The sequence below is a fragment of the Micromonospora sp. NPDC048947 genome, from assembly GCF_040649495.1.
GTDB classification, from domain to species: Bacteria; Actinomycetota; Actinomycetes; order Mycobacteriales; family Micromonosporaceae; genus Micromonospora; species Micromonospora alfalfae.
The window spans coordinates 1-25,099 of record NZ_JBEZFO010000039.1; the positions used below are offsets into that span (position 1 = coordinate 1).

Below are 25,099 nucleotides of genomic sequence, written 5' to 3' on the forward strand. Positions count from 1 at the left end.
CTCGTCTGCATCCGGGGCAACTCCGGCTCCGGCAAGAGCAGCATCGCCCGCGAGCTACGACGCCGGCACGGCCGGGGCTGCGCCCTGGTCGAGCAGGACTACCTGCGCCGCATCCTGCTGCGCGAGCGGGACAAGCCCGGCGGCGCGGCGCCGGCGTTGATCGGGCAGACCGTCCGGTTCGCCCTCGACCACGGCTATCACGTCGTGCTGGAGGGCATCATGCACAGCAGCCGCTACCGAAGCATGCTGACCTCCCTGCGGGACGACCACCGCGGCCGGTCCCTGTTCTGCTACCTCGACGTGTCCCTGGCCGAGACCCTGCGCCGGCACCTCACCCGCCCGCAGGCCAGTGAGTTCACCGCTGAGCACATGAGCGGCTGGTACGCCGCCCACGACGTCCTGGGCTGGCCCGACGAACTCGTCCTACCCGAGACCACTGGACTGAACGAGGCCGTCAAGGCCATCGCCACTGTGGCCGGGCTACCCCAGACCGGACGCGACGACGACCTGCTACCGGACGTTCTGTCCCCGTAGAGCAGCTCAGCCGGCTACCGGTGTCGCCTTTGCGGCGCACCGTTCGCCAACATTAGTTTCGAGTGGCCAGACAGCCCGTCGACTGCGACGGCATGGAGCTCGCCCTACCGCGCCCGGGTGAGCCAGCTCTCGATGACTGTGAAGTCGTGCTCGGTCAGCCCGCGACGTGGGTCGACTCGATGTAGCAGTGCCGGGCTGTGGTGGTGAGTCGATACCCATTGCCCATCGGCGTGAGAGATCTCGTCGTCGACCCAGATGAAGGGGTGTCCTTGCGCCCACTCGACCAGCCCACGGGTCTTCCAGTGCAGGACGCCGACCTCGTCGGAGTCGGGCCAGTCGACGACGGGCAGGGTCGGTAGCCCGAGCAGGGGTGCGAGCACGTCGTTCGCGTCGCTCATCCAGGTCGTCGCCCAGACCAGATCACATGGCAGGGCCTTCAGCCGGCGGCCGTGCTCTGGATCGACCTTGTGCAGCAGGGGATGGGCGTCGGCCGGTAGGACCGCTCCCTGGGTGTGGCCATGCGGCCTGCCCGGCTGAGCCGCAATGGATGTGCCGAACGGGATGAGGGTGCCGTCCACGTCAAGGAACAGCAATGGACGCGACGCAGGGGCGGACATGACCCCAGAGGCTAGCCCTCACCCCGCCAACGGCTACCTCCGCGCTCGGTGAGAAGCAGGCGCCCACACCGCCTTCTCAAGGCCATTCGTCTCGCTGCTGCTCCGTGCCGGCAGGCGTGCGCCACCGACGGCGACCACGGCAGGGGCGGTGCCGGGTGCATCTCACCGGATCCTTTCCGCTCCGACGACGCCAGCAACACCACAGTCCACACCCTCAAACAAGGAGTTCTCGTGCTTTCGCCGACACCTTCACCTACTGCCGTAGGCATCGGCAGTGACGAGTTCCGGCTTGATCCCCGTTCGGGGGTCGGGCTTGGCGTCAGCGTTGACGTCAGTCTTCAGCCGGACCCCCGAACGGACCCCCTGTTTCCTCTCACACCGCAGGTCAGTCCCTCTGTCAGCGCCGTCGGCTTGTCCTGCGACAGACCCTGCCTGGTCTCGGGTCTCTCCCCCTGGGGCTGGCATCCGCTACCCGGAGAGGAGGTGGTAGCCGGTGGATGATCCGGTCCTTCGGGTCCAGTCCCAGCTGACCGGCCGTGACCGTGTGCTGCTGGGCTGGTTGTACGACCACGGCGTGTTGACGTCGTGCCAGCTCGCGAACGCCCTGTTCCCGTCATTGGACTTCTGTCAACGGAGGCTGCGGACCCTGTACCGATTGCGGTTGGTGGCCCGGTTCCGGCCACAGCGTGCCGACGGCGGCTCGTACCCGTACCACTACGTGATAGATCAGCTCGGCGCTGAGGTCGTCGCGGCCAGCCGGGACGAACGCCCACCGCGGCGTGACCACGCCCGGGTGGAGCGGCGGCGCTGGACCTCGACCCGCAGCCTCACCCACCGGCTCGGGGTGAACGGGTTCTTTACCGACCTGGCCGCGCACGCCCGCACTCATCCGGGCACCGGTTTGGTGGAGTGGTTGCCGGAGGCGGTGTGCCAGCGCGCCGGTACGTTCACCAGCCGGCAGGATCCGGGGCTGGTGCGGGCGTATCAGCCGCGGGTGCGCCCGGACGGCTACGGCCGTTGGGTCGACGGTGGCGCAGAGGTGCCGTTCTTCGTCGAGTACGACACCGGCGCCGAGCAGTTGTCGATCCTCGCCGGCAAAGTGGACGGCTATCAGGAGCTGTTCGGCACGATCGAGCGGGCGTGGCCGGTGCTGTTCTGGGTGCACTCGGCCGCCCGGGAGCGCAACCTGCGCCGGGTGCTGGCCGGCCTGCCGCTGATGGTGCCGGTGGCCACCGGGGCCCGCGACCACGCCGCGACGGTCGGCCTGGGCCCAGCGGAGGCGGTGTGGGCCCTAACCGGCAGGGAAGGGCAGCGGCTGCGGCTGGCTGATCTGGCCGGTTACGTCGTTGACGTCTCCAGTCGGGCGGGTGAGGCCGCGTGATTGGCGACGACACGGCGGCGGACAGTACCTCCGCTGCGGATCGGACAGCAACGGCCGGCGTCTGTCACGGATCTGTCGTGAGCAGCTCGGCCGGTGCTGACAGATCTGTGAGAGCACAGAACGCCCGCTCCCACAGACGCGGGACCGCATCCCGGTCCCGCGTCTGCGGCGGGCGGTCCGCGGCCGGCGTGCGGTCCCCGTCCCGATGGTTGTCCGACGCCGGGTCGGTCCGCCATCCGGTCCGGCCTCTTGTGACAGGCGGACGGATCGTTGTCCCGGTCCGGGTCGAGGAGGTGATGGGCCACGACGGCACCGGCCACTGACCCGAACCCGGGGCTGCGGGGTAGCCGCGTCGAGGGCGTCGTCCAGGTCGTCATCATGCTGGCCATTGGCGGCGCAGCCGGAGCGGCCAGCTTCACCCACGTGCACAACGTAGCCGCCGCGCACGGCCAACCCGGCTGGCTGGCCTGGGCCGACGCGATCGTCCTGGAGCTGATGTCCATCGCCTCCGGCCTGGAACTACGCCGCCGCAAACGCGCTCACACCTCGACCGTGTTCCCCGCGACGGTGCTGGCGTGTGCGGTCACCCTGTCCCTGGCGGCGCAGGTCGTCGAGGCCGAACCCTCGGTCATCGGGTGGATCACCGCGGCCGTACCCGCGCTCGGGTTCCTCGTCATGGTCAAGATCGCCCTCGGACGGACCAGCACCGCCACGCCCGCCAACACCGCCTGGACGGGTGGGGACGGCCGACGGGATGAGGCCGGGCGGACCGTTCCGGACAGCGGACTGGACGAGGCGACCCGGTCCGCTGTCACGGCGGGGGAGCGGCGGTCCCGGACCCGGACCGCCCGCTCACCGGATGCTCGTCGCCGACACGGCGGACGGAACCGGCAGCGAGCGGACCGGGGATGGTCCGTGCAGCCGTCCGGCGCGGTGGCCGAGCTATTGCCAGCGGCGCGAAAGGTCCGGGACCGGCTCTCCGCAGACGGCCAGGCACTGACCCGGGCGGCGCTCGCCGAAGGCCTTCGCGCAGCCGGTCACACCGTGTCCAACACCCGAGTATCCGAACTGCTCAAGACCCTCAAAGTCGAGTCGTCGGCACCACCCGGACTGATCGTGAGCCCGGTCATGCCTACCAACCCGACGTCACCGCCTCTGTCACCGGAGCGGCGTGATGGTGGCGGAGCAGCCGCCCCTGCGCCGCCGGTCGACCCCGACAGGGCTACCCCGCTCCTACCGCACAGCCAACCGTCTCGTAACCAGGAGAACCCTGATCATGAACAGCCCAACGAGCCCCGCTGACCAGACAACCCGCACGACGACCGACAACACCACCGCGCCCGGCGTCGGGCAGGTGTGGACGATCGAGCGCATCCGTGCCCTCGGCGTGACCACCACCCTCGCCACCACGGCGTCGGTGCTCGGGATCAGCCGATCACAGGCGTACCGCCTCGCCGCCACCAACCAGTTCCCCATACCGCTGATCCGGGCCGGCAGCCGCATCATCGTCCCGGTCGCCGCCCTGCTCCGCCTCCTCCAACCCGAGCCCGACGCCACCGGCGGCGGCGGACTTGATGCCGACGCGAAGGTGAGCGTGGATGCGATGACCCCGCCACCAGCGGATTCCACCCGGCACCGCTGGCGGCACCCTACGGAGCATCCAGGAGACGATGAGTGAAGGGATCCACCTTCAAACGCTGCGGCTGCCGCGACAGCGTCACGGGCCGGCGACTGGGACGCTCCTGTCCCCAGCTTCGCCGGCCCGGCGGCGGCTGGTCCCGCACCCACGGCCACTGGCACTGGCAGATCGAAATCCCAGCCCGCGCCGACGGCACCCGCCGCCCACTGCGCCACGGCCCCTACGCCACCCAGGCCGACGCGGACGCCGTCCTGGACCGCATCCGGGCTGCGCTCGCCGTCCCTGATCCCACCGACCCGCACACCACTGTCAAGACCGGCGACCTGATCGAAACCGCTGTCAAGACCGGCGCGCCCGTTCTCACCCCGGAGCAGGTCCGGCGGGCGCTGCACCTGGACATCAACCCCACCGAGCTGCCCACCATGCGGGTGTACCTGACCGACTGGCTCGCCGGGCGCAAGAACATCAAGGCTGGCACCCTGCGCTCCTACGAAGGGCACATCCGGCTGTACCTGGTCCCGTACCTAGGGCACCTGCGCATCGACCGGCTCCGCCCCGGCCACATCGACGCCATGTACGACGCCATCGCCGAACGCAACACCACCGTCGACGCCCTGCGGGCCAGCCGTGACCTCGCCAAACGTGACCAGGTCAAGAACCAGCGGATCGTCGGCAACCGGACCCTGCACGTCATCCAGGCGACCCTGCGAAAGGCCCTCAACGACGCGATGCGCCGGCACCGCTACATCGACACCAACCCCGCCCTCATGGTCGAACTACCGACAGCCCGACCACCCAAGCCCACCATCTGGACCGACCAACGCATCCGCACCTGGCGCGACACCGGCAAGCCCCCCAGCCCCGTCATGATCTGGACCCCCGAACACACCGGCAAATTCCTCGACCACACCCACGACGCGAACGACCGGCTCTACGCCCTCTACCACCTCATCACCTTCACTGGCCTGCGCCGAGGCGAAGCCTGTGGCCTGCACTGGGACGACCTCGACCTCGACGCTCACACCCTCACTGTCCGCTGGCAACTCGTCCAACACGGCTGGGCCACCGCCATCGACACTCCGAAAACCACCGACAGCGAGGCCGCGGTCGCTCTCGACATTGAGACCGTCGCGGTGCTGCGCGCTCACCGCACGCGGCAGCACCGCGAGCGCCTCGCCGCCGGTGCTGCCTGGACCACCACCGGGCTCGTGTTCACCACGCCCACAGGCGGTCGGCTCCACCCTGCCGACGTCACCGACCACTTCCACCACCTCGCCAATCAAGCCGGACTACCACCCATCCGGCTCCACGACCTTCGCCACGGCACCGCCACCATGGGACTCGCCGCCGGCGTCCAGATGAAAGTCATCTCCAACCGGCTCCGCCACTCCAGCCCACACTTCACCGCCAAGTTCTACGGCGACGTCCTCCCCGAGCTATCCCACGCCGCCGCCGAAGCAACCGCATCCGTCGTGCCCCGCCAGCGTGGCACCAGCGCGCAGTCGGCGTAAGTAGCCGTGCGGAGCAGCAGATACTCCGCGCGCATGACATGTGCAGGCTGGAAATTCCTTGCACATGTCATGCGCGAGATGTAAGACTCGTGCCGTGACGACCCGACTCGAACTGGACATCCTCCGGATGCTGCGAAGATCAGCCGAACCGCTGAGCGGCCGGCAGGTGGCTGAAATCGCCGGTGTCGCGCCCAACACGGCGAACAGGTTGCTCAAAGCGCTACAGAATCGCAATCTTGTTCGGTCGGCTAGGGCAGGGCGGGCGACCCAGTGGACCACAACAGCAGACGTCGCTGAGCTCATGGAGATGGAGGGCTCGGCGCAGGAGCGGGTAGCGCTCGTGGTCACTGCGGTCGAACTCGAGCACACCGAGGTCCTAAACCGGCTCGTGAACGTCGAGCGGGTCCGGACGAGTGACATCTGGATGGTGCGCGGCGAGGTTCTCGGCGACCACATCAACTGGACGGTTTACCTGGCTCGCGCTGGGATGGGAAACGCAACGTCGGCAGCACTCGTCGGGCTCGCCGCACGCGACCTGCATGCGAACCTCGTCGCGTTCGTCGGCACAGCCGCCGGTTTGAAGCCGGCAGAGCACAGCCACCTTGACGTCGTGGTCGGGAGTAGGATTCACAATCCCTACGCCGGCAAACAGGTGCCGACCGTGTCCGGCTCTATGCTCCTGGGCCGGGACAAGACGTACGTCGTGCCTGCGCCGCTGGTCGCTCTTGTCAACGCGTGCATCGCGGACAGCAAGTGGACTCCATCTGCCCGCAGCCAGCACTACAACGCTAACCAGGCGCATGCCTACGTCACGCCCATCGTGTCGGTCGAGGCCGTGCAGGTTGACCCCGACGGCCCCGTCATGCGGGAGATCCGTTCCCGGTTTCAGGACGCAGCCGCACTGGATATGGAATCGTTCGGCCTCGCTGCCGGTTCCGATATTCACGACCTTCCCGTCCTTGCCGTCCGCGGTCTGTCCGATTTCGTCGGTGACAAGGCCGAGGCGGGGAATGACGACCTGCAGCCGCGGGCAGCGGGGAACGCCGCTAGCTTGCTGCGTGACGTCCTAGTGTTCGCTCACCCAGACGACTTCAAGCGCGGCGGGCCAACGCCTCCCGCTGAGCCGCCTGGTGCCCACGGCGGTCATGTCGCGGTCGCCCTGCCTGGTGCCGTCCAAATGTGGATGGACCGCCTCGAGCGTCGCTCCCCAGCCCGAGCGCAGCGGGCGACAGACGCCCTCACCGAGATGCGGCGCGGCGGCGTAACGGCAGCTACGTGGCTGAGCCGGGCGTTGCACCGGCCCCCGGCCTGGCTGCGTGAGGACGACACCGGTGACGGGTGGGCACTCGTCTCCTCGCTTGCCTCGATCGCCGGCTCGAAGGTCGCATGGCGCGGGTTCGAGCAGGCAGCGGCGGCCGCGAAACTTACCGCAGACATCGACGCGAGCGCGTACTTCACCCTCACCGCGCGACTCGAACGCATCGGGAAGAACCCCGACGAGGACGACCTCGACAACGACAACGACAAGCCTGGCCCCGAAGCCATGGACGACTTCGACGAAGATGTCGTCGCCCGGTTCGGCGGCGTCATCGCGTTCTACCGCGCGGTCATTGATGGCGACCTCGCCAAGACCAAGGCGCGCGCGGAGGCAGCCATCGCCTCACTCGGTCTAACCGACCCCTCCGGCGTCCTGAGGGCGTCTGAGGAACCGGTCCCGAAGGTAAACCTCGACCCGGCATTGCGAGACGTCATGGCGGCCGCGATGCTGCGGCAATTCGCGCAGATGATGCTGACACCCGGCGCGGCAGACCAGCTCGGCGTGCAGTCCGGTCTCGCCGCGCGGAGACTGCGCGGCAACCCGGTGACCCGGGACTTGGCCGACGACGGCCTGCGACTCGCGCAGTGGGCGGTAGCTCTGTGCCCGAACGCCGAAGGGACACGGCTAATCCAGGCGCAGACGATGCTGGGGGTGCTCGTTTCGATGTCTGGCCGCACCGCGGCCGACGTCGAGGACGAGATCTCCAGGCGGGCCAGGGTCGTGGAAGCTGACGCGTTGCAGGTCCGTGACGTCCGACGAGAATGGGACGGCTCGTCGGGGAGCGCGTTGGCGGTCGCAGCCCGTGCCCGGTCTATCCAGGGCGACTTCGCCGGTGCCCTGCGACTGCTCCTTCCCGCACCCGACGGGGTCGCATCGCAGCGCGAAGCCAAGCACCCGGAGGTCGTACGCCTCGGTGCCGTCATCGCGCGGGCGATCGGGAACGACGAGCTTGCGCTCGAGCTCGCCGCGAAGAATCCTGATCGGGCCGAGGGTCAGCTGATGCGCGCTGCGGTGCTCGGCGGCCGCCCGCAGATGGCGAACGAGGCCAAGGACGCTCTGTTTGCTGCACTGGAGCAGTCCGCGGGCAAACACCACAGCGGCTTCCAGGCCCTGATGGCGCTCTCCCGCAGGTTCAACTCGCTCAAGGAGGCCGAGCAGGCCACCGTCATGCGTCACATCGACAGCCTCGGGCAGCTCGACCGTGACCTCGCGGACGTGATGCGCGCCCGGGTCCAACTCAGCCAAGGCGATCCGGAAGCGGCTCTGCGATACGTCCGGGGCTTGGAGCGCAACGAGCTCGCGCTGGAGGCCCACGCCGATGCGCTCATCGCCAGCGGCCGTGCCGAAGAGGCAGCTCGGCTGGTGTTCGATGAAGGCATGCGCCGCGGAGACATCCCTCTCGCGACCGAGGCCCTAGAGATCGCCATGGGCAACGGGCTCACGGGAACCGGTCGCGACATCGCGCTCAACCTCCTCGGCCGGGACGACGCCAAGCCCGTGCGCCTGAAGTCGCTGCGTGCTCTCCAGCAGATTGCCCGCAGCGAGAACGAGTGGCACGACGTCGCGAGTCGCACCCAGCAGGTCATCCAGGAATCCGCCGCCAACAGCCTCCCGGTTCCCGAGGTCGAGTATTGGCGGCTGGCCGAGGCTCTGTTCTTCCTGCAGAGGTTTGATAAGGCACTGACCGTGCTCCTCGGTGCACCAGCCGTGAGCTTCAACGAGCGCGAGAAGGCTCAACTGTTCCTCGCGACCCTCCGCTCGGCCCTCGATGAGCAGCGCTCACGCAGCGATGCAGGCACCGGACCGACGGTCGATGACCTCGGCGATCCCAAGGTCTATGCGATGTTCATGCGCGCCGCCGCCGATTGGGCCGACGACGAGCAAATCGCCGCTGCTGCGATGTCTGTAGTCCTCGTGGCACCCAACGCCACCCTCACCGAGGTACAGATCGCCGACTTCCGCGACTACGCCGAGAAGTACTTTGAGCGGCATGGAGAGAACGCCTCCATCACCCAGATTAAGGTTGAGGACGACAACCTCGACCCCCTCATCGAGTTCCTCCGCAGCGGCGACGCCCGCCAACAGGCCCTTGAGGAGCTCTCACGCGAAGTACGCGCCGGCCGGTTCCCCCTCGCCGCCCTTACCGAAGCCGCAGGACGGACCTGTACCGAAAGCCTCATCCGACGCGACCTCGGTTACATCATGGCGGTCGACGACGACCGGGGCGAACAAACAGCACGGGAAGCCCTGGGACACCGCGTCGTCGTCGACGCCACCGCCCTCGTCGTCGCACCGTGGACCGGACACCCGTTCAAGAAGCTTGCCGCCCACCTGGACTCCGTCATCGTCCCAGCCCCTGTTCGCGAGGACATCGCCCGCGCCCGCAGCAGCCTCGCCATGAGGTCCACCGCCACCCTTGGTTGGGACACCCGCCAACAGCGCCCCGTCGTCAGCAAGACCACGGCCGGAGAAGCACAAGCGCACGCCGACGCAGCCGAACAGGTGTGGGTCGACGTCCAAGGCCTCCAAGTCGCACCCGTCGCCGATACCACCCGCCGTGACCGCTGGCTCAGCGCCATCACCGTCGCCCAAGAGCTCGGCGTCCCCGTTTGGGCCGACGACATCGCAATGCGACGCTTCGCCCGCGCGATGGGCGTCCCCGCATTCGGGACACTCGACCTCGTCCGAGCGTTCGCCGGCGAGGACGGCTTTACCGCTGCGGTCGCGTCATTCCGTGAGAACAGGGTCGTCGACATGCCCATCGACGAGCCCTGGCACGGTCTCGCGAAGAACACCCAGTGGAACGTCGGCAGCTCGTTCGCTCTTGCCATCTCCCGACCCGCCGCATGGCGCGACATCCCCAAGGCCTTCAACGAGTTCCGCTCGCTGATCCGCCGCCGCCCCCACGACATGGACCCTCAACAGACCGCGAACTGGGCTCACCTAGCAGCCAATGGACTCGCAATGGCCACCATCCCGCCGGCACGACCGAAGGCCGTCTCAGCGCTCCTGGCCTGGGTCATTCTCTTCGCCGACCCGTTCTTCACCGCAGCCCGCGGCGGCGCCGTCGCCGGTCCTGACCTGCATGAGGGAGCAGGACGCGTTACCGAATTGATCATCAAGGCCGCCGAAGACCTCCGCGATCGCCACTACCCGGGCGCAGATGCCCTCGAGCTGCTCGTTGACATCTTGAGTCGGGGCCTCCTTGACTCGGTCGGGCCAGAAGGCACGAGCCGTATAGTCGCCGCCCTCGTGGGCCGACTCAACGATGACGTGGGCAGTCGGGTGTTTGCGGCCTACATCCAATCGGTGGGTAAGTAGTTGCAGGACGGAGACGAGCAGTTACGACGGATGTAATGGTGAATCGTGATACCTAAGGCCGTGTGCCTGCCTGACCCACTGCGGGCACGAGGCGAGCGGCTCATCGGCGTCGCCGTGGCTGGCTGCGGGATCGTCGATGATGCGGGCGATGTCATCGGCGTGGCTGGGGGTGGGCATGCGGACGCTTTTCACCAGCCAGACGAGCGCATGCTGCTCCAGCGTTCACAGTCAGTATTGAGAAACCTGGGTCTGCTGCATCGGCAGGTGACAGGTGTAGTCACGCGGCCTGACTGGCCGGTGCGTGCATGATGGTCTCGAATTCAACGGGGGTCAACCGGGACAGCGACCGTGGTCGTCAACGGCGGTGGTATGTCCGTTCGATCCAGGTCGCGATCGCGATCTGCAGTTGCTGGCGGGTGGACCACGATCGTCGGTTCAGGACGTTGTTCTGCAGGAGTCCGAAGAAGGATTCCATGGCGGCGTTGTCGCCGGCGGCGCCGACGCGACCCATCGATCCGAACATGTGGTGGCGGTGCAGGGCGCGGACGAACTTCCTGGACCGGAATTGGGATTCGCGGTCGGTGTGCAAGATGCACCCGTCCAGGTCACCGCGTCTGGCGGCGGCGTTGTCCAGGGCGGCGACGGCCAGGCGGGACTTCATCCGCGAGTCGATGGAGTAGCCGACGATGCGGTGGGACCAGACGTCCTTGATCGCGCAGAGGTAGAGCTTGCCTTCGCCGGTGTGGTGTTCGGTGATGTAGGCCAGCCACAGCCGGTTCGGGCCGTCGGCGGTGGAGTCCCGCTGGACTAGGTCGTCGTGCACCGGCGGTCCGGCCTTACCGCCCTTGCCGCGACGTCTGCGTTTGCCGAAGGCGCTCCACCAGCCGTTGCCGGAGCAGATCCGCCACGCGGTGCGATCGGCCATCGGCTGCTCGGCATCGCGAGCCTCGTCGACCAGGAACCGGTAGCCGAACTCCGGATCGTCACGGTGGGCGTCGAACAACGCGTTGGCCCGATACGCCGCCACCTGCTCAGCGGCCGTGACTGGTCGGGCCAGCCACCGGTAGTAGGGCTGACGAGCGATCTTCAATACCCGGCACGTCACCGCCACGGGGATCCCGTCGGCGGCCAGCTCGCTCACGAGCGGGTAGAGCCTTTTCCCGGCAGGTGCGCCTGCGACAAGTAGGCAGCGGCCCGGCGCAGGACCTCGTTCTCCTGCTCCAGCAACTGGATCCGCTAGCGCGCTTCGCGCAGCTCGACCGACTCACTGCCGGCCGTCCCGGGCGCAGTGCCGGCGCCGACGTCGGCTTGGCGCAGCCACTTGAACAACGTTATCGGGTGGACCCCGAAGTCCTTCGCGCTCTGCTCGACCGTCACTCCCGCCTCACGGTCACGAGCGACACGCACGACGTCATCACGGAGCTCTCGGGGGTAAGGCTTGGGCACAGCGACATCCTTCCAGCCCACCAACAGAGTAAGCCATCTCAGATGTCACCTATCGATGCAGCAGACCCGGCTCGGTTGAGGAGTCGGTCGCACTGCGGCTGAGCCGGGTGCCGGGGTTGGTTGCCTGACGCGGCCGTAGTGGTGTTACGCCAGCCAGGGTGGCGAACGCGGCCTTGGCTCACCGCACCCGCCCTGACCCACAAGATCAGCTTGGAACGGCTCAGTGGGCGAGGCGTGGGATCATGGCTGCGCGCCGGCCCACGAATCGGACGGCAGCGATCGTACACGCGAGGGAGGATGGCTAAACTTGACACGCCACAATCGGAGAGTGGCCGACACCTCAGTGACGACCGAGAAGCTTCTCCTTGTCGAGTACGAACGGTTGAAGGACGAGCAGAAGACCCGCATCGGTTTCCGGGACAACCTGATCTACGCGACGCTCGGCTCGATGGCTGGCGTCGTCGGCGCAACCTTGACTCCCAAAGGAAATCTCGGCCTGCTTCTCCTCCTCCCGCCGGTGTGCCTGGTGCTGGGATGGACCTACCTGGTGAACGACGAAAAGGTCTCAGCAATCGGGCGTTATCTGCGGCTCACGGTGGCGCCGAAGCTGTCCGAGTTGGCCGGGGCGACCGGCGACGAGGCGGCTGCGGTCTTCGGGTGGGAGGTGGCACATCGCTCCGATCCTGACCGACTCATACGGAAGTATTCCCAGCTTGCCATCGATCTAGGCACGTTCTGTGTGCCGGCGCTGACAGCCCTGGTGATCTACTGGGTCGCCGGGCCGCACCGCGGCGATCTCATGAGCGTGTCCGTGGTGGAGGCGCTAGCGATAGCCGCGCTCGCCGTCCAGATGATTCGCTACGCCGATCTGGCCCGCGAGAGATGAGCGAGGGGACGCCCTGGCGGCGCTGTGCCGGCTCCTTCTCGGCGTCCTTGACGCCAGGCATGCCATCGATGGGGAGGCCGCGCTGGTCCGGCCGACGAGCTAGGGCAAGCGGTAAGTCGGGCTGCAACTGCCGCGAATTACGCATTCCTTCCTGCACGCCGGAGGGCCGCACCGCGTTGAACGCCGATGAGAGTTACCGGCACCACCGCGCCGAGTTCTCCCGGGGGACCATCACGCCTCGAAGGGCATTCCATGATGGCCGTCGCCCGGGTCTGCCGGTGAGCGATGCTGGGCCGGCTACTATTCGAATCCGAGTGGCCTGCGTTGGCCTACATGATTGGCCTGCGAGGGTTGGCGGACAATCGCGTCGTGACGATGCCTGAGCCGGTCAACCCTGCCCAGAAGGTCGCCCTTGACGCGATATGGGACTTGCTGTTGCGCAGCGGCCGATGGCCCACCTTCCAAGAACTTGATCAGCACCTTTACCGGGCTCATGACCTCGACGCCGCCCACCTACTACCGAAGTTTCCGCCAGGGCTGCTTCACAGCGTCCACACTGGCAGCATCATGCCGATCGCCGGGGGCACGACGATCGGGCTGACGGCTGCAGGAGCCGTTGCGACCGGACGCGCGCAGCGCGAACTCAATCTATTTCTCGCTGTCGTACGCCATGCGGTCGCGTTGGAACGGATTTACGACCCGCCAGCTGATCAGCCGGACCTGCAGCCAGGTTTGGTCTCCGCCGACGTCGCGGCGCTCTTGGAGCTGAAGTTGCCCGAAGACGCCGCGTTGCTGAAACGGCTCGGCGCGATCTTGTACACGGAACGGTGGGGGTGGACCAGCTTCGGTGGCCTCGGCACCGACACGTGGGAGGTGCGGTTAGGACGTGAGGTTCGTCGGTTCCGCCACGTCCCTGACATTGCCACCTACTGGAAACTTCGCCCCAAGCATTGGGTGCCAAACAAGCCCTCGCCGGCACCACTGCGCTCCCGGACGCCGAGCACTCCGACGATTGCGTTCCTTCAGCCGGGGGCAGAATACGGTTCGGTAACTAGGCAGCAGGGTAGGGCTGACCACCCCGCCCGCGACAGCACAATGAATCACTACGGGGGAAACATGGACCGCGTCGATGTGCTGGTGGTGGCGGCGTTGCCGGAGGAGTTCGACGCGGCCAAGGCGGCGAGCCTGGCAAGCGCCCCAGCTGGTCCAGGAGTGGTTCGGTGGGAGGAACGCGACTTGGACGGTGTCCCACCGTTTTTGTGGGGCGAGTACCGCGTCGGTGGGAGGACTCGCTTCACGGTGGCACTGGCCCGACCGACGCAGATGGGCGGTCGCGCTACAGGACCATTCGCTGCGTCACTGGCCGATCGGCTGCGCCCAACGACCTTGGCTATGTGTGGCGTATGCGCCGGTAACCCCACAGACACGGCACTCGGTGACGTCGTGGTCGGTGAACCCGTTTATGAGTGGGACGAAGGCAAGCAGTCGGCCTCCGGCTTCGAGGGCGATCACCGGCAATTCCGGCTGAAGCCCAACTGGCTGCGCGCCGCGCAGGACTTCGACCCCAGCAGTTTGACCAGCTACGGCGAAGCCAACGAAGACGAGGCTTTGCTCTGGTTCCTCGAACAGCTACACCGCGGGCAGCAACCACGCAGCCATCCCGCGCGCGACGCCTATTTCCCCAGCGGCACCTGGCAACGGCGCCTGGCTCAGCTTGAGGAGCAAGGTCTGATCCGGCGGAAGCCGACAGGCGAGGCCGTTCTGACCAGCGACGGGTCCGCCCTCGTGCAGCGGCGGCTTTACGACGACGTCGACGGGCCCCAGCGCCTTCCGTTTCGCGTGCTCGCCGCCCCCATGGCCAGCGGCAGCGCTGTCATCGCCGATCCCGACGTCTGGGGCCGGTTGAGGGCAATGGGCATGCGGAAGATCACCGCCGTCGAGATGGAAGCCGCGACCATCGCGACCATCGCCCATGATCGGGAACTTGCCTGGCTCGTCACCAAGGGCGTGATGGACCTTGCCGACACCAGGAAAGACGACCGCTACAAGAAGTTCGCCGCCCGCGCCTCTGCACAAGTCATGTTCGCCTTGCTGGAACGCCTCGTGACAAAGACGGACGCCGGCACGCAACGCATCACCGATATGGTTGGAACGGCCGAGACCTCCAGTGCGCCTGGTCGTAGAGGCGCAGGCGACTCCCGCGAGCGGGTGGCCGAGCCCGCCAGGGTGGATGTCATGCCGTTGCTCGACGAGCTAGCAGCCGGTGACCCGGTGCCGGACAACTCCGCGCGCGCGAATGGCCGCCTCTACCTTGTTGTTCACCCGGTGGACGCTCCGGCTGATGCGCTCGCTGAGGCCAGCACCATGTCTGCGACCGGGAACCTGGACGCCCTGATCGATCAGGCGATCACTGCCCGCGGAGGACAACCATTTGCGCCTGACCTTGGCAGAGGGATGTGGCGACGCAGTAGCAGTGGGATGGTCAAGGAAAACGGCATCCGCGAGGACGGATCGGTCCGAGAAGACTCTCTGCTAGTCCTTAAGATCCAGGAGGACGGGACTGTTGGTGTGCTCTGCGGTCGCGCAACCGCAATGGCCCGATCCCAATGGCACCGTCTTGGCTCCACCGCCGAACCCGCCGAGCACCGAGTGATCTTGCCCAGCCTGGTCCTCGGACTCGTGCACGGCGCGCTGCGTGTGGCCGCCGACCTCGCGAACCGCTACGCCGGGTACGAAGGCCCTTGGGTGATCGGCCTACGCCTCACCGGCATCAAGACAGCGATCGCCTACGAGTACCTGCAGAGCGGCGACGAAGATGTGGTGCAACCGTACGACGCAGACACCTACCAGAAGACCGCAACAACAAGTACCGCAGACCTGCTCAGGAGACCCGACGTCCTCACTGAGCACCTCGTCGGAGCACTGTTGCGCGGCCTCAGCGTGGACAAGCTCTACCTGCCGTACGCCAGGTCCGAATAGCCTTCTGCGAGGAGGTTCCCGACCCCTCATGTCCGCCGACTCTCCGAGCAACTGGCTGCTCGCCTGCCTCGCCGCAACCAACACCCATCTGGCCTAAATCAAGGTCTCGCGTCGAGATCGAACGGGCTGACGAGCTTCTCGTTGTGCGGCAACGGCTTAAAGCGTTAGCCGCGGATTTGTTCACCCCCTTTGGTGCGTCGGATCAGCGGGCGAAGGTGGCACGTATCTCCGAGGTGCTGCTGGATGGGCGGCGCAAGTCCATGCAGCCGATGGCGAATCGGCTCGGGGTCGATCATCAGGGGTTGCAGCAGTTTGTGACGACCTCGACGTGGGGCACGACGGCGGTGCGGATGCGGCTGGCCGTGTGGACGGTCGAGGTGGTCGGGCCGGTGGCGTGGGTCGTCGATGTCACCGGTTTACCGAAGGACGGCAATGGCTCACTGGGCGTGGCCATATCGTCGCGCGCAGCAGCCGCTGCGTCGCCTGCGGATCGACGTGACCAGCCCGCTCCGCGAGGGACCACCAGGTCTTGCGACCCGCGTCCGACAGTAGCCCTTCCATTCCATGAACTGCCCGGTGGTCCGGCGCGGCTCCGCCCGAACGAACCGGTCAGCGACACGCGTCACCGCCTCGTCCAGGATGACCCGCCACCGCTTAAGTTCTAGGCTGTAGCCCACGGCCACCGCACGATCTTCGATCGTCCTCAAACCCATCGATGATCAACGCGGTGGCAGGTCCTCATACCCACGCCACGCCCAACGCCGAAGCCAGTAAGGTTAAAGTTTTAGCGCTTGCGGCGATCCGGAGCCGACAGCCGATCGACACCCACCCGCTGGTCAGAGCCCCGACCACGCTCCGCAGAGCCTGAGCTGAGTACCGACCGTGTCGAGACTTGGAGTACACCTGCCTGGCGCGACTCTTGGACAAGTTGATCCTTGCGAAGCGCTGGTAGCCTCGTCAGGTGCTGCGTTGGCCAGTACTGCGGCGTAACACCGTGTGAGGAGAGTGATGGACGTCATCGGGCGGCTTCTCCGCGCCAGCCTGCTCACGGAACTAGGTGATGACGAGGACCGGGTCAAGCGCGTCCGCAGCGCGGCGCAGGACCTTGCGGCTGAGCTTGTCGACGAGTCGCGCGAACTCGTTCCCTACGCCGTGGTCGCCGCCATCGACGAGTCGACACCTGCGACTGCAACGCCACTTGCGGCGGCCGAGCGAGCGCTTCTGTCGCAGTGGGAGACGTTCCACAATGCCTTTCCTGGGCAGCCAACTGAGGTCTTGCGAGCGGTAACGCTGGCCGCCGTCGTCGACGTTGTCGGCGACGATGCCGCGCTTCGCCAGGCGGCCTGGTACGTGCTGCGTACCACGGTCGAGTGCCTGCCAGCGGGTCGGTGGTATGCACCCGTCACCGACCTAGCGGAGGAGTTGGATGGCGCGGTCCGGGGCGACATCACGGCCATCTGGTCGCCGCCCACGGCGTCGAGCAGGCTGCGCATGCCGACGATCCCAAGGGCTGAGGACGAGCGTATTCCCGTCAGGACTGAGCTGCGGGGTCAGGCTAGGCAGCTTGCCGAGGCAGCCAACTGGCAAGTCTTTGCCCAAGAGCTCCAATCGGAGTTCGGAGAACACGTCGACGGAGTCATCGATGTCGCCGAGAGGAGCGCTGCAGAAGGGCACAAGCGCTCAGTAGCCCACCTCAAAGAGTTTGCATCGGCGGTCGGAACGCGGCTGCGGGAGGCGCTGGCGGCCCACGACCAAACGATGAACGCAATCCGCCTCCGAGGCGAGCTGCTTTGGTGGCGGCAGACAGCGTTCAGCAGCCGCCTGTCCCGCCCCTATGCGGATCTCCACCCAGCCGATGTCGCCATCGCCGCCGCCGTCGACCTTCGAGACATCGTGCCGCGGGTCGCGCCGCTCGCCGTCGAGCATCTCCTCGCCGACCTCGTGCATGAGGCCGCAAAGTCTGCAGACGTCACCGTCGCGGCCCTCGCCGCCGCCGACGAGGCCGAGGCCCTGCCCGGCTCCACGGACGTCGCGCCGGCGACGTTAATCGACGCAGTCCGTAGCGGAACGGAGACGCCGATAGTGCAGTCCGATCAGACCCTGACCGCAGGCCGCGCCGCTGTTCTTCTCTTCCGTGACTTGCAGGCGCGGCGCCTCGCCGCCGCGCCGGTACAGCCCAGCGAGGCCGAATGACCGCCCCAGCAGGATCGGTCGCCAGCGGGCGGTGCCAGCGCACGACCTGTCACGCGCCCGATACGGCTTGTGTGCTGGGACGGGAACCCTGTCCTCATTTCGTTACCGTTGATTCCGATGGCGGCGCGGCCGAGCCGCCGGAGGGTCGGTCGCTACCGTGGTCGGGTCTCGCGCTCGGCCTCGCGGACCTTTCGGCGGTCGCCGCGCTCGGCCGACCCCGTCTCGTTGCGGTTGTTGGAGCGGCAAACGCGGGCAAGACGACCCTGCTCGCCGCCCACTGGCTTGCTGCCCGCCGAGGGACCGGCAAGTTCGGCCAGCAGTTTGCCGGCTCCTACACCCTGGCCGGCTGGAACCAGATTGCCCGCCACTTGCAGTGGGTTCCGCACGGTCGAGGGTTCCCACCACACACGACGGCACCGGACAACCGCACTCCGGCTCTGCTGCACATGGCCGTCAGCCTCGGGCGAGGTGTATCCACGCACGTCCTGCACACGGATGTGCCGGGCGAGTGGTACTCCGACTGGGCGTATGAGGCTGCACAGGCCCCTGGGGCCGCCTGGATCGCTGAGGCGGCGGATGCATTTGTAATACTTGCCGACAGTGCGGCTCTCGCCGGGCCCCAGCGGGGGATCGCGCGCGGAGACTACGATGCCCTCGCCAGCCGCCTCGCGTCGCTTGCCCGAGACCGCCCTGTTGTGCCCGTGCAGACGAAGGCGGACATCGACGTTCCGAATAAGATCCAGGCACACATTGATGACCTCAATGCTCGCCTATTTCGCGCGGCCACCGTCCGAGTGTCGATCCATAACCGTGACTGCGATCCGGTGACCACTCCAATCGACCTCGGCGTTGCCGCCGCACTGGCGCCACGCCACGCCCGCATCGCCGACGACCGCTTGAACTCGAACGATCCTTTCCTAATCTTTCGATCCGCCGCAGGGCAACCATGACCGGGTCCGCAGATATGGCCCGCCGCGTCCTCGTGCTTGGAGGACCGGCTGCCGGAAAGACGACCTTTCTCATCCAACTCTATGGCCGGGTAAGTGCGGGCACGGGTAAGCTGCGTGCCCGCGGCGCGCCAGCCTCGCTGGCCTCAATCGAGGAGGGCTTCAGGCGCCTCCAGCAAGGCGTTGCCGTCGCCCACACGCCGCACGGCACCGACACCTCGCTGAGCCTCGCCGCTGTCGACTTCGATGGTCGCTCCATCGATATCACTGTGCCCGACTATGCCGGCGAGGATCTCCGCCGCCTCGTTGACGAACGCCGACTACATGACCGCTGGCGCCGCGAGGCCGAGTCCGACCAATGGCTGCTTCTAATCCGGCTAACGCGGCACCCGGACCTGCCCGATGTGCTGGCCCGCCCCATCGGCGAACTAGCGCGCACGTCGCTCGCCCCGGAGGACGGTAACGGTGATCCTCACGCCCTGCCCATTGACATGTGGGCAGTGGAGCTTCTCCAGGCGCTTCTCTACACCCGTCGGCTCGACACGGACCAGCCGCGACCCCTGCCACGACTGACCCTGGTGTTGTCGTGCTGGGACGAGCTCAGCGCCCCGCCCGGCACTCTCCCCACTGACGTCGCACGGAAGCGGCTGGCTCTGCTCCACTCCTACTGCCACGCCACTTGGAGTGACCTCTTCGACGTCATCGGCCTGTCTGCGCAGGGACAGCCGCTCGACGAGAACGAGCCCGCAACGGACTACCTCGACGCCGGGCCGCAGCACATGGGTTGGATCATCAATGCCGCCGGAGAACGGGATGGCGACCTAACACTCCTCATTGGGTCACGATGAGCGCTCTCATCCACCTGGCCAGATTCGGCAACCGCGACGGTGCCCACACAATGCTGGCGCACAGCGGCGCCGACAACGATCTACTCGGCAAAATCGTCTGGCACACTGACGCACCACCTAATAGCCCTGACATAATCGAACCGTTCGTCTCCGGATACCGGCTCGACGAGGCCTACATCGTCCAACTCACAAGGCCCGACGACACCGCCACCCGACCCGGAATGGTCGCCACCACCGCCGCGATTATCCCCGTTCCGCGGCTGGCCGACCTCGACCTTCGGGCCTTGCTTGCGCGGTTAGCTGACGCGAATGCCCATCTCGGCCCGCCTCTGGAAGCTGCCCCGGCTTCGCCGGCCGGCCCACACGACCATCCGCCGGGGGCGGGCGCGCTCGCATCGACGCTGCTCGCATACGGTCGCGTCGCCTGGATAGGTCCGGGCCTAACCGACGCGATCGGATGCTTCTGGACGCACCTTCCGCCCTCCGATCGGGCCCGAGTGGTGTTCGGCGCGGCGTTCCATCCTGACGGGCTGTCGGTGCCTACCAGCAGCGGGTCCATCGTCGCCGTAGCCATCCCGGACCGTGCCGCCGCGCGTTGGAGCGACTGGCCGACGGTCCGCGCGAGCAGCGCCGAGCCGGCCGACTCGGCCCGCGACGCCCTCCTCGGTGAAGACGGTGGCCGCGCCGCCGCTCTTGCCAGCAACCTCGGCATCGAAAGCGTGTCGCTCCGGCAATGGCGCTACCTAGCCGCCGCCGCAGGATTCCTTGAGAGCCTCTGCGACCTCGACCATGAATCGACCCGTGCCCTGCTGCAACTTCTCGGGCTCCTTCAACCAGCACTCGATTTGGGAGAGGGCCCGAAAAGTGCAGGATTAGCGCGTCTCGCCGAGATCTCGCCCGCCGCCGCGTTCTCCGACATCCGTGGGCTGCGGGGCATTCCTTGGGAGGCGTTGCCACCAATCCCTGACCTCGCTGACCTGCTCACCGACTGGGCCCGCACCGCCCTGTCGGACCCGCTGCGCGGCGACGAATTTGTCGAAGCAGCCGCCGAGGTCGCCGTCGCGGATCCGCTCGATACGTTCGGGCAGGCGCTGGCCTCTGCGCTCCAAGGCGTCGCCGACCGGCTCGCGCTATCTCCAGCCGCAGAGGCGGTCCTACGGCATCCGCGTGGCGCCGATGCGGCCACCTGGCTCGTTCGGTACGCCAACTCTCGGACCGTTCTCGACGACGCGCTCGCTGAGGCCGCCGAGGCCGCCGAGGCCGTTCCTAGCTGGCTTGTGATAGTGGCAGCTGGTCACGGCTTGTCCCGCACCCACGCTATCACTGTCGATGTCTCGAATCCTGTCAAAGCATGGCTGGCGCATCTACGCATCGCCCCGCGGACAGAGAAAGCCGATGACATCCTCGCTGAGCGCACCGGCAAAGCTGGCACAGTAAGCGCTGCACTCCAGTTTGCTGACGCCATGCTCGCGGACCGCGCCGGAGGGCTCGTTGCCGCGCAACCCGCGCTGCTCGCGGCAGGAGACACCGCAGACGAGAGGTTCCGCGCCGTCTTGGCAGCCGCAACCCGGCATGGCGCCGACCCATGGCAGTTTGCCTCCCCAGCGGCAGCTGCAGCATCGTGGCTCGCGCTTGTGGCTGCCGACAAGCCGGTCGACACTGCACTACTCGATGCGCTATCCACCACGTCGGCCGCCGACGTTTCCCATCACCCGGACCGGGCTCGGCTTTGGGATCGACTGCCTTCCAATGCAATAGCTCGCTTTAAGGCTGCGACTGCAGCGGCCGTCGCCCGCAGCCTGCGCCCGGGCGACGCCGCTCCCGAGTCCCAACTCCAGGCCGCGATCCTCGCCCCGGATGTGCTGGGCGCTGTCGCTCACGACGACGCAGGACAAGCCGTGACCGTCCTACGCTCACTGCCCGCCGCGCGCCCGGAGCACGCCGAGCTCTTGGCTAGACGAGGGCGTTTCTCGCCTCAGCATGCCGTCGCGCTAGCCTGCCTGGTCGTCGATCGCAGGTGGAAACGTGCGGCCGGGACCATCATCGACCTCGCCGGCAACAGGCCTGATCTACGAGACGCCGCGCGCCAGGTAGGGCAGCTGTTCAGCATCCTTGAGCGGCTGCGTCGATTCATGAGCGTCAGCGACGTCATTTGCGACCTTGCCACTGCCAGCGAGCTGCGCGACGCGCTACATGACGTCGCCGCCGGCCTCTACCCAGAAGGGCCCGGCGACGGCGCACTTTGGGAGCGTGCCGGGGGCCACAACGCAGACCTTCCCGCCGCCTTCAGCGGCCGGCACCGGTGGGGACTGGCGCTGGATGCGGTGATGCGAGGGCAGCATGGCGCACCGACGATGACCGCCCTACTCGAGGTGATGATGGCGGAATACCCGAACAACCAGGACCTGCGCGTTCTCGCGACAGGGCTCCAGGAGCGAAGTTGAAATGACCATTGAACGGGCGGACGTGCTCATCGTGACAGCGCTTCAGCTTGAGCGCCGCGCGGTCCGAGAGCACTTGCACGACTTGCACGTCGAAACCGCTACGGGCCTCGCTGCCGACATCGGTCGCTTCGGCGAAGGTAATGGCCAACGAATCGCCGTGATCGAAACCGGCGCAGGCAACGTCGATGCAGCCGTCCTAACTACCCGCGCTGAGGACGCCCTTCGCCCCGCGTTGATCGTGATGTTGGGGGTTGCCGGAGGTTTGAAGGATGTCGCTGTCGGCGACGTTGTTGCCTCCAGCAAGGTGTACTGGATTGAAGGCGGCAAGCAGGAGAGCGCCCTACGGCCGCGCCCGGACATGGCCCCGGTGAGCCCCGCCCTGGTTCAAGTCGCGAGGGCAGTTGCCGTCGACGATGTGTGGCTGACGCGCGGCACTGGCGCCGCGGGGATGTGGTCAGCCGCCGGCCGCCCCCCGGCTGCACTCGTAGCACCGATCGTCGTCGGCGAGAAGGTACTCGTTGATCGGAGCTCGGACATGGTCACGCTGCTTAAGGCGTCGTATGGCGATGCCGTTGCCATCGACATGGAGGACTTCGGCGTGCTGCGCGGAGGACGCTCGACCGAGCGGGCGCGTGTCATTGCCATCCGAGGAATTTCTGACCTAGTCGATGGAAAAGCCGAAGCCGATGCAAGCGGATCCCAGCCGCTTGCAGCCGCGAACGCGGCCGCGTTTCTGTTCGAGATGCTCACGCGCTTGACGTCCGACAACGGCCGGAACGATGACGGCGATAGCAATGGTGGGGGCGACCAGCGCCGTGATCTAGCGGGGTTGGGACGCGAGCTCTACCCTGAAGGACCACAGCAGGACGGCTTGTGGGAGCGTGCTGGAGGTGACCCGTCGCGTCTGCTCCCCTCCGGGTCCGGGGCCGCCCGCTGGTGGCACGCCACGCGACTTCTCCAACAGGGTGGTGGCGGGCAGCGAATCACGACTGGATCATTAATAGCGGCGATGGTTGAGGATTATCCGGGGAACAGCCGACTGCAGCGGATACGGGAGTGGCCAGACCAGGCGCTCGCTGGTCATCGCTCTAGGTAACAACGAGGCTCCCGGCAATTACATCGGTGCATCGTTGGGTGCTCTGCGGGTGCTCGGGCGCCGTGGGACGGGGCCCGTGGTTGGGTGGACTGGTTGGGACGCCGTCTCGAGCAAATGGGGCCAATGCCGCAGAAGGATGGACTCCCAGCGATCCGCTGGACCGAACGACTCAACCAAGATCAGGCTCTTAATCCGCGGGTTCGGGGTTCGAGTCCCTGGCGGCGCACCAACGAGCAAGGCCCTGACCGGGCAGATCTCTGCCGGTCGGGGCCTTTTTCGTGTCCCGGTCCGCTGCTGTCAGGCGGCGAGCACGCCAGGAGCGGGGTACGGCTCGCGGAGCGTGAACGCCGTTGCCGAGGGGCCGTCGCGGCCCAATAGGTCGAGTCGCTCGGCCGCCTCGCCGAGGGTCGGCAGGACGTCGGCGGGGAGCCACCACAGCACCAGGTGCGGCCCGTCGAGGGGGACGAACCACTCCCGGCGCCGACGCATCGGCTCCAGGTGCACCGTCCGGTATACGAAGGCGCTCAGCGATTCGACCGACTGCCACACCGTCAGGTTGACGATGACGTCCGTTCCGAAGGGCCGCAGCGCGGTCGCGTCGCCGGACTCGTCCTGAAGTCGCCAGACGAAGCCGGGCGAGTCGTCGGCGAGGCCGTTGATCTCGGGCAGCCGGGCGACGAAGTCGGCAAGCTCGGGGCTGTCGAGCGGGGCGCGCAGCTGGGCGATGTTCAGTTGCGCGAGGTGATGTTCGGTCATGTGGCCAAGCTACCGTCTATGTCAATCCTCATTGTCTTTAGAGTGGACCGTCACGCAGCACCCGGTCGGTCCCGGGTCGAGCCGCACGACATGACCCTCACCCAGCACGCCTTCAAGCAACGCATGATTCAACCCGCAGACCAGCCCAGCATGGGACTGGGCCACCACGTCAAACGGGCAGTTGCGTAGCCGGATCGTCCGGTCGGCGTCCTCGAACGGCTCGTAGCCTAGCTCCAGAAGGCGCGGCATTGCCGCACCCCCGGCGAGCTTCGCGCCCTGCTCACGGGCAGCCGCGTAGGCCGCCGGCTCCGCGCCGACCCGCTCGATCGCGCTCGCCAACATGCCGGCCAGTAGCCGGTAGTCGCGCGGCGGCAGCACGACTGCGTGCTCCACGGACGACCGGCGGTACAGCTTCGCCGGCCGCCCGGCCCCCGGCCCGCCGACGCGCGCTGCGAAGGTCACCTCCAACAGGCCGGCCGAGGCCAGCTTGTCCAGATGAAACGCTGCGAGGGTACGCCCGATGGCCACCGCCTCGGCCACCTCGTTGCGGCTCACCGGCTCCGCTCGCGCGACCACATACTCGTACACGGTCCGGCGTACCTGCTCCCGCAGCGCACCGATCGCCTCCAACGACATGGCTCCGACGCTACCCGCCGGCTGGTCCTCCGCCCTCCCGAGCGAGACAGCCCCGCCGCCCGTCCGGGCGGCGTGGCCTGATCTCGTCCCGTTGTCGGGAGGTGGGAAGCGACCCGGTATGGTGCTCACCGTTGTCAGCGAGCGCCGCTAGCTCAACTGGCAGAGCAGCGGACTCTTAATCCGCGGGTTCGGGGTTCGAGTCCCTGGCGGCGCACCAACGAAAAAGGCCCTGACCTGGTGGATCACACTGGGGCGGGGCCTTTTCGCGTACGCGGGTGGTGGGTCGTCGCTCGGTCGGTTTTCGGGGCCAACCCGCGTGCGTGCCGGCTGGTACCGGTTGGGGCGGTTCTGATCTGAGCCCACCATGGGACACGTGGGGTCCGTGCCCACTCCGCGCTCACGCAGGTTGAGGACGCATGCGCACCACCACGATCGGCGACGTGAAGGTCCTGCTGCCGGACCTCGAACCGGACGACCTCGACACCACGACGGACCTTGACGGCGGCCTCACCGAGGCCCTCGTCGAGGGCGCCGCGTGGCACGGCTC

17 protein-coding genes, 1 tRNA gene and 2 pseudogenes are annotated in these 25,099 nt (G+C 67.4%); 16 read left to right on the top strand and 4 right to left on the bottom strand.

The window, feature by feature from the left end:
- Positions 1–534, top strand: a 534-nt coding sequence (locus tag AB0B98_RS32235) for a kinase (protein WP_357367554.1), incomplete at its 5' end; no start/stop codon positions are given.
- A 104-nt stretch (positions 535–638) separates the two neighbouring features.
- On the opposite strand, the gene AB0B98_RS32240 is transcribed toward AB0B98_RS32235, so the two are convergent.
- Positions 639–1,151: an HAD domain-containing protein gene (locus tag AB0B98_RS32240; RefSeq protein WP_357367556.1), complete on the bottom strand. Its 513-nt coding sequence runs from the start codon at positions 1,149–1,151 to the stop codon at positions 639–641.
- Positions 1,152–1,644: 493 nt separating this feature from the next.
- On the opposite strand from AB0B98_RS32240, the gene AB0B98_RS32245 reads away from it, so the two are divergent.
- The 5 genes from AB0B98_RS32245 to AB0B98_RS32265 all read left to right on the top strand — a co-directional run bounded on the left by AB0B98_RS32245 (position 1,645) and on the right by AB0B98_RS32265 (position 10,321).
- Complete coding sequence (locus AB0B98_RS32245) at positions 1,645–2,532, top strand: replication-relaxation family protein (RefSeq protein WP_357367557.1); 888 nt, start codon at positions 1,645–1,647, stop codon at positions 2,530–2,532.
- 375 nt (positions 2,533–2,907) lie between these two features.
- Positions 2,908–3,834, top strand: coding sequence for a DUF2637 domain-containing protein (locus tag AB0B98_RS32250; RefSeq protein WP_357367581.1), 927 nt, complete (start codon positions 2,908–2,910; stop codon positions 3,832–3,834).
- On the top strand, positions 3,809–4,210 hold the full coding sequence (locus tag AB0B98_RS32255; protein WP_357367559.1) for a hypothetical protein: 402 nt from the start codon (positions 3,809–3,811) through the stop codon (positions 4,208–4,210). The genes AB0B98_RS32250 and AB0B98_RS32255 overlap by 26 nt, the downstream gene beginning before the upstream one ends.
- On the top strand, positions 4,207–5,682 hold the full coding sequence (locus tag AB0B98_RS32260) for a tyrosine-type recombinase/integrase (protein WP_357367561.1): 1,476 nt from the start codon (positions 4,207–4,209) through the stop codon (positions 5,680–5,682). The genes AB0B98_RS32255 and AB0B98_RS32260 overlap by 4 nt, the downstream gene beginning before the upstream one ends.
- 94 nt (positions 5,683–5,776) lie before the next feature.
- Positions 5,777–10,321, top strand: coding sequence for a helix-turn-helix domain-containing protein (locus tag AB0B98_RS32265; protein ID WP_357367563.1), 4,545 nt, complete (start codon positions 5,777–5,779; stop codon positions 10,319–10,321).
- 277 nt (positions 10,322–10,598) lie between these two features.
- Here AB0B98_RS32265 and AB0B98_RS32270 read toward each other — a convergent pair.
- Positions 10,599–11,767 (bottom strand): annotated as a pseudogene (locus AB0B98_RS32270) (IS3 family transposase).
- Between the two features lie 328 nt (positions 11,768–12,095).
- Here AB0B98_RS32270 and AB0B98_RS32275 point away from each other — a divergent pair.
- The 8 genes from AB0B98_RS32275 to AB0B98_RS32310 all read left to right on the top strand — a co-directional run bounded on the left by AB0B98_RS32275 (position 12,096) and on the right by AB0B98_RS32310 (position 23,160).
- Positions 12,096–12,653 carry a hypothetical protein gene (locus AB0B98_RS32275; RefSeq protein ID WP_357367565.1) on the top strand — a complete coding sequence of 186 codons (558 nt, stop codon included), beginning with the start codon at positions 12,096–12,098 and terminating at the stop codon, positions 12,651–12,653.
- A gap of 375 nt (positions 12,654–13,028) precedes the next feature.
- On the top strand, positions 13,029–15,632 hold the full coding sequence (locus AB0B98_RS32280; protein ID WP_357367583.1) for a hypothetical protein: 2,604 nt from the start codon (positions 13,029–13,031) through the stop codon (positions 15,630–15,632).
- Positions 15,633–15,775: 143 nt separating this feature from the next.
- Positions 15,776–16,297 carry a transposase gene (locus AB0B98_RS32285; protein WP_357367566.1) on the top strand — a complete coding sequence of 174 codons (522 nt, stop codon included), beginning with the start codon at positions 15,776–15,778 and terminating at the stop codon, positions 16,295–16,297.
- A gap of 343 nt (positions 16,298–16,640) precedes the next feature.
- Positions 16,641–17,825: a GTPase-associated system all-helical protein GASH gene (locus tag AB0B98_RS32290; RefSeq protein WP_357367568.1), complete on the top strand. Its 1,185-nt coding sequence runs from the start codon at positions 16,641–16,643 to the stop codon at positions 17,823–17,825.
- Positions 17,822–18,775 (top strand): hypothetical protein, encoded by a 954-nt coding sequence (locus tag AB0B98_RS32295; RefSeq protein ID WP_357367570.1) that lies wholly within the window; start codon positions 17,822–17,824, stop codon positions 18,773–18,775. Before AB0B98_RS32290 ends, AB0B98_RS32295 begins: the two co-directional genes overlap by 4 nt.
- Positions 18,772–19,620 carry a hypothetical protein gene (locus AB0B98_RS32300; protein ID WP_357367572.1) on the top strand — a complete coding sequence of 283 codons (849 nt, stop codon included), beginning with the start codon at positions 18,772–18,774 and terminating at the stop codon, positions 19,618–19,620. The genes AB0B98_RS32295 and AB0B98_RS32300 overlap by 4 nt, the downstream gene beginning before the upstream one ends.
- Positions 19,617–22,064 carry an effector-associated domain EAD1-containing protein gene (locus AB0B98_RS32305; protein WP_357367574.1) on the top strand — a complete coding sequence of 816 codons (2,448 nt, stop codon included), beginning with the start codon at positions 19,617–19,619 and terminating at the stop codon, positions 22,062–22,064. The genes AB0B98_RS32300 and AB0B98_RS32305 overlap by 4 nt, the downstream gene beginning before the upstream one ends.
- Before the next feature lies 1 nt (position 22,065).
- Entirely contained in the window at positions 22,066–23,160 is a 1,095-nt protein-coding gene (locus tag AB0B98_RS32310; protein ID WP_357367576.1) for an effector-associated domain EAD1-containing protein, read from the top strand.
- Positions 23,161–23,457: 297 nt separating this feature from the next.
- Here the strand turns inward: AB0B98_RS32310 and AB0B98_RS32315 are convergent, their stop codons facing one another.
- Both AB0B98_RS32315 and AB0B98_RS32320 read right to left on the bottom strand, forming a co-directional pair.
- Entirely contained in the window at positions 23,458–23,916 is a 459-nt protein-coding gene (locus AB0B98_RS32315) for a DUF3291 domain-containing protein (RefSeq protein WP_357367578.1), read from the bottom strand.
- 21 nt (positions 23,917–23,937) lie between these two features.
- The gene (locus AB0B98_RS32320; RefSeq protein ID WP_357367580.1) at positions 23,938–24,552 is read right to left on the bottom strand and encodes a helix-turn-helix domain-containing protein; all 615 of its coding nucleotides are present in this window, start codon (positions 24,550–24,552) and stop codon (positions 23,938–23,940) included.
- A gap of 141 nt (positions 24,553–24,693) precedes the next feature.
- On the opposite strand from AB0B98_RS32320, the gene AB0B98_RS32325 reads away from it, so the two are divergent.
- Both AB0B98_RS32325 and AB0B98_RS32330 read left to right on the top strand, forming a co-directional pair.
- Positions 24,694–24,769: transfer RNA gene (locus tag AB0B98_RS32325), tRNA-Lys, on the top strand.
- Positions 24,770–24,968: 199 nt separating this feature from the next.
- Positions 24,969–25,099: pseudogene (locus AB0B98_RS32330) on the top strand (pentapeptide repeat-containing protein); the annotation flags it as partial.